Here is a 13,279-nt window from a genome sequence, read left to right on the forward strand (position 1 = left end):
GATATTCAGTAGTTACCTTGACAACAGTGCAGTCTTTGACACCTGATTGCATTTATAATGCCTTTAACTTGTTGCTATGGGAGCCATCGACTTCTTTGCCCCCTGGAGACTTTACAGGAATCGTTAATACTTTAATTGTCCTACTCCTGGTGGCAACGGCTGTCGCTTTAGTTACACGATGGTTACGCATCCCCTATGTCGTCGGTCTCGTCTTAGCAGGATTGGCTATTCCAAAGGAAACATTACCGGCATCCGTGGGACTTAATCCCGATGTTGTATTGAACCTATTCCTACCAATTTTAATTTTTGAAGCCGCAATTAATACGGATGTTAGTCGCTTACGCAGTACGATAAAACCGATTACTTTGTTAGCCGGACCCGGCGTGATTCTATCGTCGGCTCTTACGGCAGTTCTGCTTAAATTTGGATTAGGTCTAGCATGGATTACGGCCTGTGCTATTGGCGTTATCCTGACAATTACTGATACGGTTTCTGTCATTGCTGCCTTTAGAGTAGTTCCAGTACCCAGTCGTTTGGCTACCATTGTTGAAGGCGAGAGTCTCTTTAATGATGGGGTTGCGATGGTGTTGCTAAGCATTATTACAACGATTCATCTTCAGGGAGCATTCACTGTTAGCGAAGGGGTACTCCAGATTTTTATCGCTTTTATCGGTGGCGGCGTTCTAGGGCTAGGATTAGGCTATTTATGCGTTGGACTGTTTCGCCAACTAGATGATGCCCTGAGTAACATTCTACTGACCGTGGCCGTCTCCCTTGGGACTTTCCAAGTGGGGCAGATATTAGGGGTTTCCAGCGCGATCGCCGTGCTCATTGCCGGACTGGTCATCGGCCACCTGGCCTTTCGCCAAACCTCTGGTTCCATTAAGATTACTCTGCTGAGCTTCTGGGAGTATGCTGGATTTGGGGTGAATACCTTTATCTTTTTATTAGTAGGTATTGAAGTTGATCCACGTGTGATCGTGGCGACTATTCCCGCTGTTCTCCTGACAATTGGAGCCTATCAATTTGGGCGTATTTTATCAATTTATCCCCTACTGTCTTTGCTCCACTTTTTCGATCGTCCCTTACCCCTACGATGGCAACACGTCTTAATTATCGGCAATGTCAAAGGCTCCTTGTCAATGGCTTTGGCGTTGAGTTTGCCCTTAACCTTACCGGGACGACTGCAAGTGATTACCTTAGTGTTTAGCACGGTTCTGGTCTCGTTCATTGCCCAGGGACTCAGCTTGCCTTGGTTTGTGAAACGCTTGCAGTTATCCCGAACTTCCTCTATGCGTGAACAACTGGAAGTTTTACAGCTTAATCTGATCGCTGCTAAAGCGGCCCAAGCAGAGCTAAAAGTTCTGCTCGAATCAGGTAGCTTACCCAAGTTTATCTATGAAGAGATTTTTGCCTCCTATCAGGCTCGTATTGCTGCTTCTGAGATGGAATTGCGTAATCTCTATAATCAACGGATTACATCAAAGTCTGATGGATTTACAGAGAAAGGATATTTAGATACCTTTTATCGTCGCCTTTATTTGGCTGAAAAAAAGTTCAATCAATGATGCAGTCTTAAAAGGATTATTATCAGATGATGTTGCAAAAGCCTACATCCAGGAACTTAATGAAAAACTTTTAGCTCTTAAGGATGATTAAGGGATACATAAGCCCATAAAATGAATCAACTGCCGAACAAGATCAGGCTTGGTCACCGCTAGGATGGTGGACCCCCCCTCTAGAACCGTATTGCCGTTGGGAATACTCAGGGATTCGCGGGGATGAGCCTGATAGCCAATAATGAGGGTTCCCATAGGGAATCCGCTATCTTGGGCAATCTCTGCAAGATTACGTCCAACGATTGAACAAGCTTGTGGAATCGAAAGTTTCAAAACCTCAATTTGCCCCTGTTCAAAATGCATCATCGCATCGACTTCGGGATATTCGATGGCATTAACAATTCGATTGATTGCTAGCTCAATTGTACTTATAATATGCGTTGCCCCAGCTAATCGATAGGGATCAGCAAAGTCACGATCGCTCATCCGCACGATGATCTGGGGAACCCCATAGTGTTTACAGAGGGTTACTAGCGCAAGATTCAGGGCATCTTCTTGCAACGTTGCAATCACCGCGTGGGCTTTCGAAATTCCTGCTTCTAACAAGACCGTTGTGTTAACTGCGCTTCCCTCAAATGCCATAACCCCGATTTTCTCACGGGCATACTGACAGGCTAACGGGTTGGTATCCACAACGGCGATCGTATGCCCCATCTGAAGCAGAGTCTTGGCTAAGTCTGCCCCCATCCGGCCCACACCACCCATTAAAATGTACATGCTAGCTCCTCAATAAGTAACGATCGTACAGTCCAAGGTGAAAGCCGCATACCTGTGGTTCCTTGCCACCCTAAGACTGAACCCAGTACGCCTACGCCTGACTGCCAGCTTTGTGGACATTTACCTCCAACTGAATGCCTAGGAGCATCAACAGTTCTAGGTGAAGCTGGATGATCTCGAACCAACGCCACGCCGACCACGCCGACCACGCCGATCGCGATCCTCGAAAGCGCTAGGCATGGTAAGATGATCAATCTGGTCAAAAAATGTGTCAAGCTGCGAGCGATCGCCCGCTGAACGCTATCCACACCGTTTCCTAAATTTAAATTCAATTCAAAGAATCCAACGACCTATGGCTCTGGTACAACACCAAAAACAGCAAATCATCTCCGACTACCAAGTCCACGGGACCGACACGGGATCGGCTGATGTGCAAGTCGCCCTGCTGACGGAGCGGATCAATCGCCTCAGCCAACACCTGCAAGCCAACAAGAAGGATCACACCTCGCGACGGGGCTTGCTGAAAATGATTGGCCGTCGTAAGCAATTGCTGGCCTATATTCTGCGCCACGATGAACAACACTATCGTGGGCTGATTGAACGATTGGGCATCCGGGGTTAATGGCTCCTGTTAACCCACAGGCTTATTTACAGAAAAGGGGGTTGGATGGCTTCAGAATCGCCACGGGAGCGCTTGCCGTTTGAACCAAAGCGCAGTCGCAAGAGGACGACCAAAGGGGCTGCACCGGCCCAACCCAATCCTTCCCCAACCCCCAAGCGGGCATCGAGTCCGTCCGAGCGATCGCCCCAGACGCCACCGAAGGCCACAACGCCTGCCAAATCAACGGTTATGGACACCCCCCCGGCTGGTGATCGGGATCGTCCAGCGGCAAGGGGTCGCGACACTGGCCCCACCCCTCGCATTCCCGATGCCGTCAGCAATCGCATGATCCGGCGCATGGTCATTTTTTGCGGGATTCCCAGCAGCTTAGGCATTGCCACCTTTATTGGCAGTTATCTCGTGGTTAGTCACGAATGGTTTCCCCTCCCCAACGTAGCCGTGGTCATTGCCAGCATGGGTTGCTTTGGCTTGGGGGTTTTGGGCCTGAGTTACGGGGTGCTGTCCGCCTCTTGGGATGAGGCTGTCGTCGGCAGTTGGCTGGGCTGGGAGGAGTTCACCACCAACGCAGGGCGGATGGTTTCAGCCTGGCGATCGGCCCGTGCCTCTAAGGATTAGGCTCAGGAATTGATTCCCCACACGTCATTCCTCAAGCTACAGGATTGGCTGAGTTAGAGATTAAAGCAGGCAAGGTAAACTGAGCCTAGGGTCGATTAGACCCCCTTGAATCAAATTGTGAACATGGGTGGCAGGGAGAACACGCGATGATCGTCGTGATGAAAAGTGGCTCACCAACCGCCGAGATCGATCGGCTGACCGCAGAACTGAGCGGCTGGGGCCTGACACCGGAAAAGATCGTCGGCCAACATAAAGTCGTCATTGGTCTGGTGGGGGATACGGCAGAACTGTCCCAAGAGCGGATTCAAGAACTTAGTCCCTGGATCGAGTTAGTGCTGCGGGTTGAAAAACCCTTTAAGCGCGTGAGCCGCGACTACCGTCACGGCGAAGCCAGTACCGTGAGGGTGACCACCCCCAATGGCCCGATCGACTTTGGTGAAACCCAACCAATCGTCCTGGTTGCCGGTCCCTGCTCGGTCGAAAGTGAGGCCATGATCATTGGGACGGCCCAACGGGTTAAGGCGGCGGGGGCAGCCTTCCTACGCGGCGGTGCCTATAAACCCCGGACTTCGCCCTACGCGTTTCAAGGCCACGGGGAGAGCGCCCTGGAGTTACTGGCGGCAGCCCGTGCAGCCACTGGACTGGGTATTATTACCGAACTGATGGATGCGGCGGATTTGGATAAGCTGGCCGAGGTGGCGGATGTAATCCAGATCGGTGCCCGCAATATGCAGAACTTTGCCTTGTTGAAAAAAGTAGGTGCCCAGGAAAAGCCTGTCCTCCTCAAGCGCGGGATGGCTGCAACGATCGAAGAATGGCTGATGGCGGCGGAGTATATTCTGGCAGCGGGTAATCCCAACGTGATTCTGTGTGAGCGGGGGATTCGGACCTTCGATCGCCAATATACGCGCAACGTGTTAGATCTCGCCGTGATTCCTGTCTTGCGCACCCTGACCCACCTGCCGATTATGATCGATCCCAGTCATGGCACTGGGGTGGCCGAATTTGTGCCATCCATGGCAATGGCCGCGATCGCGGCAGGAACCGATTCCCTCATGATCGAAGTCCATCCCAACCCGGCACAAGCCCTGTCGGATGGTCCCCAATCCCTAACCCCCGATCAATTTGACCAATTGGTACAGCGCTTGGGGGTGATCGGGCGGGCAGTCAATCGTTGGGCATTGCCCCTCACCCCGGCCCCCACGCTCGTTTAAATGTCCAGTAAATGTCCAGATTAGTCCAGATTAGGTAGATAGGAGGAAGCCCCTTGTTGGACGAACAGGCAAAACGAACTCTGCTGCGCAAAATTCCCCACGGATTGTATATCTGTGGGGTAAAGGAGGGAGATGAGGTGAATGGCTTCACGGCCAGTTGGGTGATGCAAGCCTCTTTCAAGCCGCCCCTAGTAGTCAATTGCGTCAAGCAAGATAGCCGTTCCCACGCCATGATCACCGCCTCGAATGTGTTTAGCTTGAGTGTGCTAGAGGCTGGCCAAAAGGATCTGGCGGAAAAGTTTTTTAAGCCCCAGCGTCGGGTGGGGGACAAGTTTGAGGATGTGGAATTTTACCTCGGTGTCACCGGCTGCCCCATTATTAAAGACACGCTGGGCTATGTCGAGTGCCAGGTAGTTGGCACGATCGCCCAAGGCGACCACACGGTTTTTGTCGGTGAGGTCATCGCCGCCGGTATCCACCGGGAGGGCGAACCGTTGCTGTTGGAAAGTACGGGTTGGAGTTATGGAGGTTAGTCACCCGCTATGCCACTAATTAAAGTCCAAACCTCAATCCCAGCCCCCGCTCCCTCCCAAGTGACGGCCCTACTCAAACAACTGTCCGCCAGCTTGGCCAGCCATGTGGGCAAACCAGAAGCCTACGTGATGACGGCCCTAGAGCCAGGGGTCGCCATGACCTTTGGGGGCACGACCGATCCCGTCTGTTACGTCGAGATCAAAAATATTGGCACCTTTTCCCCCAGCCAGACGCAGACCATGAGCCAGGATTTTTGCCAGCAAATTGCCGCGAGCCTGGGGGTGCCGACGAACCGCATCTATATCGAATTCACCAATGCTACGGGGACCCTGTGGGGCTGGAATGGCTCTACCTTTGGTTAGTCATCAGGGCAAGGGTAAACGTTCGACGCCTCAAGGCCATGCCTAACGCCCCAAAATGGTTGGATTGCCGATATCAAACACCCCCGCCACACACCCCACCATCAGGGTGGCTAACGTTGCCGCCCAGAGTGCCTTCCAGCCCACACGGGTAATTTCTTGGCGGCGATCGGGCACCAGCGTCGCCAACCCCCCCATAAAAATGCCATAGGAGGGTAGGTGGGCAAAGCCACACAGCACATAACTCACGATCAATAATGTGCGCTGGCTAATGATCCCCTGGCTGGATAGTTGGGCCAGTTGTTGATAGGCCGGAATTTCTGTCGATAGCAGGCGTTGACCAATGAGGATTGACGCCTGCCAAAGTTCTGCCGGGTTGAGGGACACCCCCGTTAGAAACGTCAATGGGACAAACAAGAAGCCCTGGATATGGGTGAGCGTCACCACCTGAAAAGCCCGACCTATACTTTGCAAGAGGGCATTTTGGCTCGTACTGAGGGAGGCCAGGTTGGCAAAAAAGAGGTCGAGGAGCGCCACCAAGCCTAAAATCGCAATCAACATCGCCGCGATCGCGACGGCCAATTTCACCCCCTCGGTCGCTCCGGTAATGAGGCTACTGACCGGATCTAGGGGAGCCACTGGTGAGCGATCGCTAGATGGGGCAGCGTCTAGTGGCGTATCCGTAGCGCCGAGTGTGGGTACCCGCCCCAGGGTTTCCGGCTTGCCCATCTCTGGCACCAGGATTTTCGCCATGATGAAACAGGCCGGAATGGACATAATCGAGGCCGAAACCAAGTGACCTGTAATGCTGGGAAAAACAGGGCGTAATAACCCAGCATAGAGGGCCAACACCGTTGAGGCAATGCTACCAAAGCCCGTGGCCAGAATGGCGCACAGTTCACTGCGGGTCATGCGCTGGAGGAAGGGCCGCACGACCAAAAATGACTCAATCCCGACAAAAATATTGGCCGCCCCACAGAGGGCTTCCGCCCCGCTCAGGTTCATCAGCCACCGGAACAGACGGGCAAAGGCCGCCACGACGGGCTGGATTAAGTTCAGGCTGTAAAGCAGCGACATGAGCGCCGAGAAAAAGATCAACGTCGGCAAGGCCCGGAAGGCAAAGATGTACCCCACGTTAATCATGTCAGGGCTGAGGCGATCGCCCGGAACCGGGATATAGGGGGGAGTCACCGCCCGGGCAATCCAACGCCCCGCCAGGATTGGGCCGGGGGGATTGCTGGGATCGGGCACGAGGACCGAACCAAAGACGAACCGCGCCCCCGCCTCTGTCGCATCTAGAATGGCATTGAAGCCGTTGCTCAACCCCAACAGTAGGGTGCGGGTAGGAGGCACTGTAAAGACCAGTAACCCTAGCACCACCTGAAGGACAATACCCCAGGCAATCAACTTCCAGGGAACCTGGCGGCGTTGCTCTGAACCCAACCAGGCAATCCCACACAGGGCAAAAATACCGATAAAAGAAAGAAGGTTTAACCCGGACATGCCATCCATCCGTCGGGACTGCAATTAAACAAGCCACTGAGACTCGCTATCACGATAGCGTACTGCACAATGTCCCCCAGTCCCCCAGTCCCCAGCCAGTGCTGGCCACTCGTCGCGATCGCCGCTACCCTGGATGTAGTCTTTCTTAACACTGTGGCTGATCTATGTTAAACCGTGCGGCAAACCCCGTAGCAGTGATGGCTGAGTCCCCCCTCTATCTCCAGCTAACTTGGGAAGATCCGACCAACGGTGAACCGCAACAGCTATCGTTTACCCCTCCCCTGGCCCTAGGGCGCGAGTTAGCGCAGATGCCGGAAACCTTGTCAGGCCAATCCGTCTCACGGCTCGAACTCCGCCATCCCCAGGTATCCCGTTTCCATGCCCTGATTACCCAGACTAACCGACAGCTTTATATTCAAAACCATAGTGCCAACGGTACCTTCCTGAATGGCCGCTTGTTGCCGGGCGATCGCCAACCCCTTGCCAGCCACGATACGGTGCGGGTGGGTCCCTATAAAATCACGGTGACGCTCTTGAATAGCGACGAGGCCAATAGTACGGAACTGACCAATCAGGGGTTACCGCGATCGTTGCCCGTATCAGCGGTCACGCGGCAGCAGTTGGTGGTTTGGCTAGTCGGTATGGGGGTACTCATCCTGATGGGGTTCGGCACCTGGGCGATCGCCCACGCCATTTTGGAACGTTCCCGTCCGACGGTGGCTCCCCCGGCTGCTGAGCAATCGGAACATCCGGCGATCGTGGGTCAAACGGCTGGGTAATGGACGATGGCACATGATGGGTTTGGAACAGCTAATCGGGCAGGCAATCCGGTTGCTCTGGCGGGCGATCGTCACCCACGGGCTTAGGACCATCTACAGGATGGGTCACCGAGGGGCAGTCCCTAAGCGGGACTTAGGCGGGGGGACTGCTAACCCGATGCGCCGACTGACTCACTGGCGACGGGTGTTCGCTTGGGTGCTCATGGGTGTGTTCACGCTCCTGATTGGGGCGGGGAATGCCTTGCCCACCTCGGCACAACTATTGGGGGATTCGGCGAAAGCCCCGATCGTCATTGATGGGCGGCCTTTGTTTAAGGTGGGCAGTTCTGGTAATTTCACGGCGGAAGAGCGGGCCGAGATCATCAACCAGATTTTGGCCCAGGAGCTACAGTCCGCGATATTGGCGAATCGGCCCGTCGAATTAGTCATTGAGGAAGAGCAGCAGCAGACGATTCTGCAAAGTGCAAACAGCCGCCGCAATTTGTTAACGGTGACCCAGGCAGATGTGATTCCTGGCAATACGATCGCCCGTCAAGCCGAGCAATGGCAACAGGTGTTAACCCAGGCGCTAGAGCAGGCCACCCTGGAGCGTCGGTCTGCCTATGTGAGGCAAGCGCTCCTCTACAGCGCCATTGTCTTGATAGTCGCCCTGTTGATGCAATTGGGATTATGGCTCGCCGGTCGGTTTACGGCTCGGCAATTGGGTCGCTGGCAAACCGACCCCAGCCATCCCCTCGCCCCCTGGGCGCGATCGCTCCGGTTGTTATTACAACTGGCCTTGATTGGCGTGCAGTTTGGGATGTGGGTGGCCGTTGGCTTCTACGTGACCGATCTGTTTCCCCAAGTCCGGGGGGGGCGCTATCGGCTGTTTGATGTGCTGACAGCCCCGATTTTCGGGGTGGGCAATGCCAATTATTCTGCCCTAGATTTGCTGCTACTGCTGGCGCTGACGATTGGCCTCTGGTTCCTGATTCGGGCAACGACGCAATTATTTCGCCTCTATATCCTCAGCCGCACGGGCGCGGATACTCGCATTCAACAGATGATTGCCGTTTTTGTGCAGGGCATTCTGATGTTTTTGGGGGTGATTGTGCTGCTGCAACTGTGGGGCGTTGATGTGCGATCGCTGGCCATTGTTGCCAGTGCTCTAGGGGTCGGGATTGGGTTTGGCGTACAGAACATTACCAATAATTTAATCAGTGGCCTGATTATCATCCTGGAACGCCCGATCCAGGTGGGCGATTTCGTCAAGGTAGGCGATTTATTAGGCGTTGTGGAGCGAATTGGTGCCCGCAGTACCGAGATTCGCACAATGGATCAGGTCACGATTATTGTGCCTAATTCCCGGTTTTTAGAGCATGAAGTGATTAACTGGAACCACAGTGATCCCATTTCCCGCCTGCGCATTCCTGTGGGCGTCGCCTATCAATCCGATGTCAGGCAGGTCCAATTAGCCTTACTGGAGGCCGCCCGCAATCATCCAGAGGTGTTACTGAAGCCACCTCCCCAGGTTTGGTTCCAGGAGTTTGGTGAGAGTGCCCTCCGGTTTGAATTACTGGTATGGATTGGGGAACCGCGCAAACAATTACAGGTCAAAAGCGATCTGTATTACCAAATTGAGGCCAGTCTCCGGCGGGCGGAGATCGCGGTGCCCTTTCCCCAGCGGGATGTACATTTGCAATCGCCCCAACTCGAGGCGATCCTGGATCACTGGCGATCGCACACTGGCCTGAGGGAAGCAACCCCGTCGTTAGCCACCGCTGCCGACCCCCCGCCGCCGCTGGCGGTATCCCCTGACCCAGCCTCAATCCCTAGAACACCTTGGCCATCATTCCTGGCGGATATCCCCCCGGAAAAGCTGGTAACGGCTATGCGGGCAGACACGGGCGTGACGATCGCCGATCGCACCTATCGCTTAAACCACTACCCAGCCTGTTTTGTCGGTTCCGAAGCGGTTGCCTGGTTGATCCACACCTATGGCTGTACCCGTGAAGCCGCGATCCAGGCCGGACAATGGCTGCTGGCACACCATCAGATCACCCCCGTCGATGGGGGAACGACCTTTCAGGATGGCTACTGTTTCTATCGATTTGCGATCGATGCCCAGCACCTCCAAGCCAACCCTGGACAAGCTCAGGCCGGACAAGCCCACAAAGATTAAGGATTCAGGATTCAGCCGGAGTTGGGGACTGGGTGTTGCCCATAGAATGGATTAGCCGTTGACCAGTGGGGGCTTTGGCCCTGTGCCCAGGCCGCTGCCGCCAGGGTAAAAACACCCGCGACGGTTGCCCCCAGGTCCCCTTCAGCCTGAATCAAGGTGTAGGCAGTCGGCCAGGCGGCCAGGGTTTGCTGCCAGCGATCGGGTTGCCAGGTAGCATCGGGTAACGCCGCACTCAGAGCCGCCGATTCAGGATAGGGGCGGTAGATCCCCCCAAACAGTTCACCTCGATGGGCAGGCAGTTGGACCGCCCGATCGGCCCCAGCTAGCCGCTTAGCCTGGGTAGCCGCGATCGCCGCCAGGGTCGAGATCGCAAACAGGGGAATATCGAGTTGCTGCGCCAGGGTACGGGCTGCAACAACCCCAATGCGGGTGCCCGTAAAACTGCCCGGCCCCTTCGCCACCGCAAGCCAGGCAAGATCGGTCCAGGCATAGGGCTGGATGAATTCGGCCAGACAAACCTGGAGTTGACCAGACAAGTCCCGTCCTAATGCCCAGGTTTGCTGCCGGATTAGGGTTGAGCTGTCGCCCAAAGCCAGCCCTAATTCTGGGCTAGTGGTATGGATTGCTAACGCCAAAGAAGACATCCGAGTCCGGGGAAAAAGGGCATGGGTTCAGGGCTGGGGATCAGAATGTTGCGGGTGGGGTGAGGACACGCGCCTGTTCATCCTGCTGCAACCGCCGCATGTGCTCAAACAACTGCCAGCAATACTGTTCGGACAAGCCACAGGTGACCGCCCCCCGCAACACGACATTGAAATACCAATCATTCGGGGCCAATTCCTGGGGCAGCTTATCCACCACCACGTAGGTCCGCACCTGCCGAAAGATCTGGTAGTGGGTATACACATCGACAAACGCATGGCGATAGCCCCCCGTGGGGATCTCCTCCCGCTCATCCAACCGGCTACTCAACCGCCAAGGCAACTGGTATAACACGCCCTCCACCCAACTCCCTGGAGCCTTTACCACATCCAGCGCACCACAATTCCGCCGCCGCGAATGACGATTAAAACTCAGACGATAATCCGGCAACGTTGCTGGGCCAATCACATAGTCGTGGGTATTTTCCCCCAAGGTTCGCTTTAAATCGACTGGGCACATACACGAACCATAGGCAAAGTAGTAGAACATGGGTTCTGTATGTTGTCGCGATCGCCGATCGTGACCACCGGAGAATCGCGTTGCATCCCCCCCGGTGGATCGGGGTTGCCAGCTCGATCGCAGATCTTGAGCAGTATGGCGTACAGACTGGGTTAACAGCAATTGATTCACAGGTCCTCAGCAGACGCTCAACGCCCGCTACAGTTGGGATGGGCAGCCGGATCGCACTGGCGGGTTTGCACCATTTCGTAACATTATCGTAACGCTTCCGTAACATTAGTCACTGTTACACCCCGCCAGCTTCCCCCTATCCTTAGGAGGAACAGGACCCATCATATCAGGTGTCTATGATAAAGTCCACAATTCCGACCGACAAACCGTAGATTCAGACATCCGACTGGATTGCGATCGCCTCCTGCGGTTTCCCACTAACCATACACCCGGCCCTTGGCAGTTCCCGCCCAGACCTTCTAACAACCTGACCTTCTAGCGACCAGACCTTCTAAACTGATGATGCAGCACTTCCCTGTTTCCGCTCCTGGCCTTAAGGCTTGGCCTATCCTGGCCCTAGCCAGTCTCCTGTTTAGTGCCTGTACGGCGTCAACCCCCACCGTCAGCGATCGTCCCGTGGCGACGGATAGCCCCACCGCCACGGAAGCGGCGCAAGCCACAGATACGTTTACTGTGGGTTTGATTATGGTGGGTCCTAGAAACGATGCGGGTTGGAGCGAGTCCCACTTTGAGGGGATGGAGTATGTCAAACGCAAACTACCGGGAGTGGTGGTTGAGTATGTCGATAAGGTCAACCCCAGCGATCGGCCCAATGTCAAAGGTTCCCAGGTAGCCGATGACCTCATTGCCAAGGGGGCAAAGTTGATCATCTTCAATTCCGACGATTTCAAGGATGATGCCCTGGCAACCGCCCAAAAGCACCCGGAGGTGGCGGTGATTCACGCCTCCGGTGACTACGCCTGGGAAGCGGGGAAAAACTACAAAAATCAGCCTAACTTGGGCAACATCATGCCCCAAATGGAATACGGTCGCATGATAGCGGGCTGTGCGGCGGCTCTGACTACCCAAACGGGGAAAATTGGCTTTCTGGGTCCCCTGATTAACGATGAAACCCGCCGCCTGGTCTCAGCGGCTTACCTGGGAGCCGATTACTGTTGGGAAACCTATCGCAACAAGAACCCAGAGGATCTCAACTTCAAGGTCACCTGGATCGGCTTCTGGTTCAATATCCCCGGCGTCACCCTCGATCCCACTAAAGTTGCCAATGACTTCTATAACGGGGGCTACGATGTGGTGATGACCGGGATCGATACTCCCGAAGCTGCCGTTGAAGGGAAGAAAGCGGCCCAAGCGGGGAAAGCTGTCAAGTTTCTGCACTACACCATGCCCAATGGCTGTGAACTGGCACCGGAGATCTGTGTGGGTGTCCCCGTTTACAATTGGGGACCGCTCTATCTCAAAGCGATTACAGATGCCCAAGCGGGTAACTTTAAGGGGGATTTTGTCTGGGCACCGCCTGATTGGAACGATATCAATAACCCCGATACCTCTGCCGTTGGCTTTGTCATGGGCAACGCCCTCAATGCCCAACAGCGCGAATCCCTGGAAACCTTCATTAAAGGTTTAGGGGATGGCAGCATTAACCTCTACCAAGGTCCTCTACAGTTCCAGGATGGTACGCCTTTCCTCGCAGCAGGGGAAACCGCTACCCCCGTTCAGATCTGGTATATGCCGCAATTGTTGCAAGGCATTGAAGGCCCCAGTCAATAGGTTGGGGCCAGTGGGGTAGGCGTTCCTGCCTGCCCACTGTACTAGGAACATCCTTGCCTACCTCTCGACCAGCAAGTTCTAGCAAGGCTTATAGGGCTGGCTTTAGCCAGCAACGACTAAAAACGACTAAAGTCGTTACTACTAACTACTAACTACTAACTACTAATTACTAACTACTAACTACTAACTACTAACTACTAACTACTAATTACT

General features: G+C 54.5%; 13 protein-coding genes. 9 read left to right on the top strand and 4 right to left on the bottom strand.

What is annotated here, in order from left to right:
* Window positions 1–26 precede the first annotated feature (26 nt).
* Window positions 27–1,568, top strand: a complete 1,542-nt coding sequence (locus ACWIUF_RS05185) for a cation:proton antiporter (RefSeq protein ID WP_448571212.1) — start codon at window positions 27–29, stop codon at window positions 1,566–1,568.
* An 87-nt stretch (window positions 1,569–1,655) separates the two neighbouring features.
* On the opposite strand, the gene ACWIUF_RS05190 is transcribed toward ACWIUF_RS05185, so the two are convergent.
* Entirely contained in the window at window positions 1,656–2,336 is a 681-nt protein-coding gene (locus tag ACWIUF_RS05190) for a potassium channel family protein (RefSeq protein WP_448571198.1), read from the bottom strand.
* Between the two features lie 352 nt (window positions 2,337–2,688).
* On the opposite strand from ACWIUF_RS05190, the gene rpsO reads away from it, so the two are divergent.
* The 5 genes from rpsO (at window position 2,689) to ACWIUF_RS05215 (ending at window position 5,683) form a co-directional block, all read left to right on the top strand.
* Entirely contained in the window at window positions 2,689–2,958 is a 270-nt protein-coding gene (rpsO, locus tag ACWIUF_RS05195) for a 30S ribosomal protein S15 (protein WP_448571199.1), read from the top strand.
* 45 nt (window positions 2,959–3,003) lie between these two features.
* Window positions 3,004–3,573, top strand: coding sequence for a photosystem II biosynthesis protein (locus ACWIUF_RS05200; RefSeq protein WP_448571200.1), 570 nt, complete (start codon window positions 3,004–3,006; stop codon window positions 3,571–3,573).
* Between the two features lie 146 nt (window positions 3,574–3,719).
* The gene (gene aroF, locus ACWIUF_RS05205) at window positions 3,720–4,787 is read left to right on the top strand and encodes a 3-deoxy-7-phosphoheptulonate synthase (protein ID WP_448571201.1); all 1,068 of its coding nucleotides are present in this window, start codon (window positions 3,720–3,722) and stop codon (window positions 4,785–4,787) included.
* A 53-nt stretch (window positions 4,788–4,840) separates the two neighbouring features.
* On the top strand, window positions 4,841–5,320 hold the full coding sequence (locus ACWIUF_RS05210) for a flavin reductase family protein (RefSeq protein ID WP_448571202.1): 480 nt from the start codon (window positions 4,841–4,843) through the stop codon (window positions 5,318–5,320).
* A 9-nt stretch (window positions 5,321–5,329) separates the two neighbouring features.
* Window positions 5,330–5,683, top strand: coding sequence for a phenylpyruvate tautomerase MIF-related protein (locus tag ACWIUF_RS05215; protein WP_448571203.1), 354 nt, complete (start codon window positions 5,330–5,332; stop codon window positions 5,681–5,683).
* A gap of 42 nt (window positions 5,684–5,725) precedes the next feature.
* Here ACWIUF_RS05215 and ACWIUF_RS05220 read toward each other — a convergent pair whose 3' ends face one another.
* A complete protein-coding gene (locus ACWIUF_RS05220; RefSeq protein ID WP_448571204.1) occupies window positions 5,726–7,192 on the bottom strand; it encodes a NupC/NupG family nucleoside CNT transporter in 1,467 nt (488 codons plus the stop codon).
* Window positions 7,193–7,380: 188 nt separating this feature from the next.
* Here ACWIUF_RS05220 and ACWIUF_RS05225 point away from each other — a divergent pair, with 188 nt between their 5' ends.
* Window positions 7,381–7,962, top strand: a complete 582-nt coding sequence (locus ACWIUF_RS05225) for an FHA domain-containing protein (RefSeq protein ID WP_448571205.1) — start codon at window positions 7,381–7,383, stop codon at window positions 7,960–7,962.
* 13 nt (window positions 7,963–7,975) lie between these two features.
* Complete coding sequence (locus ACWIUF_RS05230; RefSeq protein ID WP_448571206.1) at window positions 7,976–10,123, top strand: mechanosensitive ion channel domain-containing protein; 2,148 nt, start codon at window positions 7,976–7,978, stop codon at window positions 10,121–10,123.
* 11 nt (window positions 10,124–10,134) lie between these two features.
* Here the strand turns inward: ACWIUF_RS05230 and tsaB are convergent, their stop codons facing one another.
* Complete coding sequence (gene tsaB / locus ACWIUF_RS05235; protein WP_448571207.1) at window positions 10,135–10,767, bottom strand: tRNA (adenosine(37)-N6)-threonylcarbamoyltransferase complex dimerization subunit type 1 TsaB; 633 nt, start codon at window positions 10,765–10,767, stop codon at window positions 10,135–10,137.
* A 40-nt stretch (window positions 10,768–10,807) separates the two neighbouring features.
* The gene (locus tag ACWIUF_RS05240) at window positions 10,808–11,455 is read right to left on the bottom strand and encodes a gamma-glutamylcyclotransferase (protein ID WP_448571209.1); all 648 of its coding nucleotides are present in this window, start codon (window positions 11,453–11,455) and stop codon (window positions 10,808–10,810) included.
* Between the two features lie 339 nt (window positions 11,456–11,794).
* Here ACWIUF_RS05240 and ACWIUF_RS05245 point away from each other — a divergent pair, with 339 nt between their 5' ends.
* Window positions 11,795–13,066 (top strand): BMP family lipoprotein, encoded by a 1,272-nt coding sequence (locus ACWIUF_RS05245; protein WP_448571210.1) that lies wholly within the window; start codon window positions 11,795–11,797, stop codon window positions 13,064–13,066.
* Window positions 13,067–13,279 lie beyond the last annotated feature (213 nt).

The organism is Trichothermofontia sp. (assembly GCF_053493415.1).

Bases quoted from the DNA above. Each gene is read 5' to 3' on its own strand.
- ACWIUF_RS05190 (WP_448571198.1), bottom strand. From the start codon at position 2,336: ATGTACATTTTAATGGGTGGTGTGGGCCGGATGGGGGCAGACTTAGCC.
- ACWIUF_RS05220 (WP_448571204.1), bottom strand. From the start codon at position 7,192: ATGGATGGCATGTCCGGGTTAAACCTTCTTTCTTTTATCGGTATTTTT.
- aroF (WP_448571201.1), top strand. From the start codon at position 3,720: ATGATCGTCGTGATGAAAAGTGGCTCACCAACCGCCGAGATCGATCGG.
- tsaB (WP_448571207.1), bottom strand. From the start codon at position 10,767: ATGTCTTCTTTGGCGTTAGCAATCCATACCACTAGCCCAGAATTAGGG.
- ACWIUF_RS05200 (WP_448571200.1), top strand. From the start codon at position 3,004: ATGGCTTCAGAATCGCCACGGGAGCGCTTGCCGTTTGAACCAAAGCGC.
- rpsO (WP_448571199.1), top strand. From the start codon at position 2,689: ATGGCTCTGGTACAACACCAAAAACAGCAAATCATCTCCGACTACCAA.
- ACWIUF_RS05245 (WP_448571210.1), top strand. From the start codon at position 11,795: ATGATGCAGCACTTCCCTGTTTCCGCTCCTGGCCTTAAGGCTTGGCCT.
- ACWIUF_RS05230 (WP_448571206.1), top strand. From the start codon at position 7,976: ATGATGGGTTTGGAACAGCTAATCGGGCAGGCAATCCGGTTGCTCTGG.
- ACWIUF_RS05225 (WP_448571205.1), top strand. From the start codon at position 7,381: ATGGCTGAGTCCCCCCTCTATCTCCAGCTAACTTGGGAAGATCCGACC.
- ACWIUF_RS05215 (WP_448571203.1), top strand. From the start codon at position 5,330: ATGCCACTAATTAAAGTCCAAACCTCAATCCCAGCCCCCGCTCCCTCC.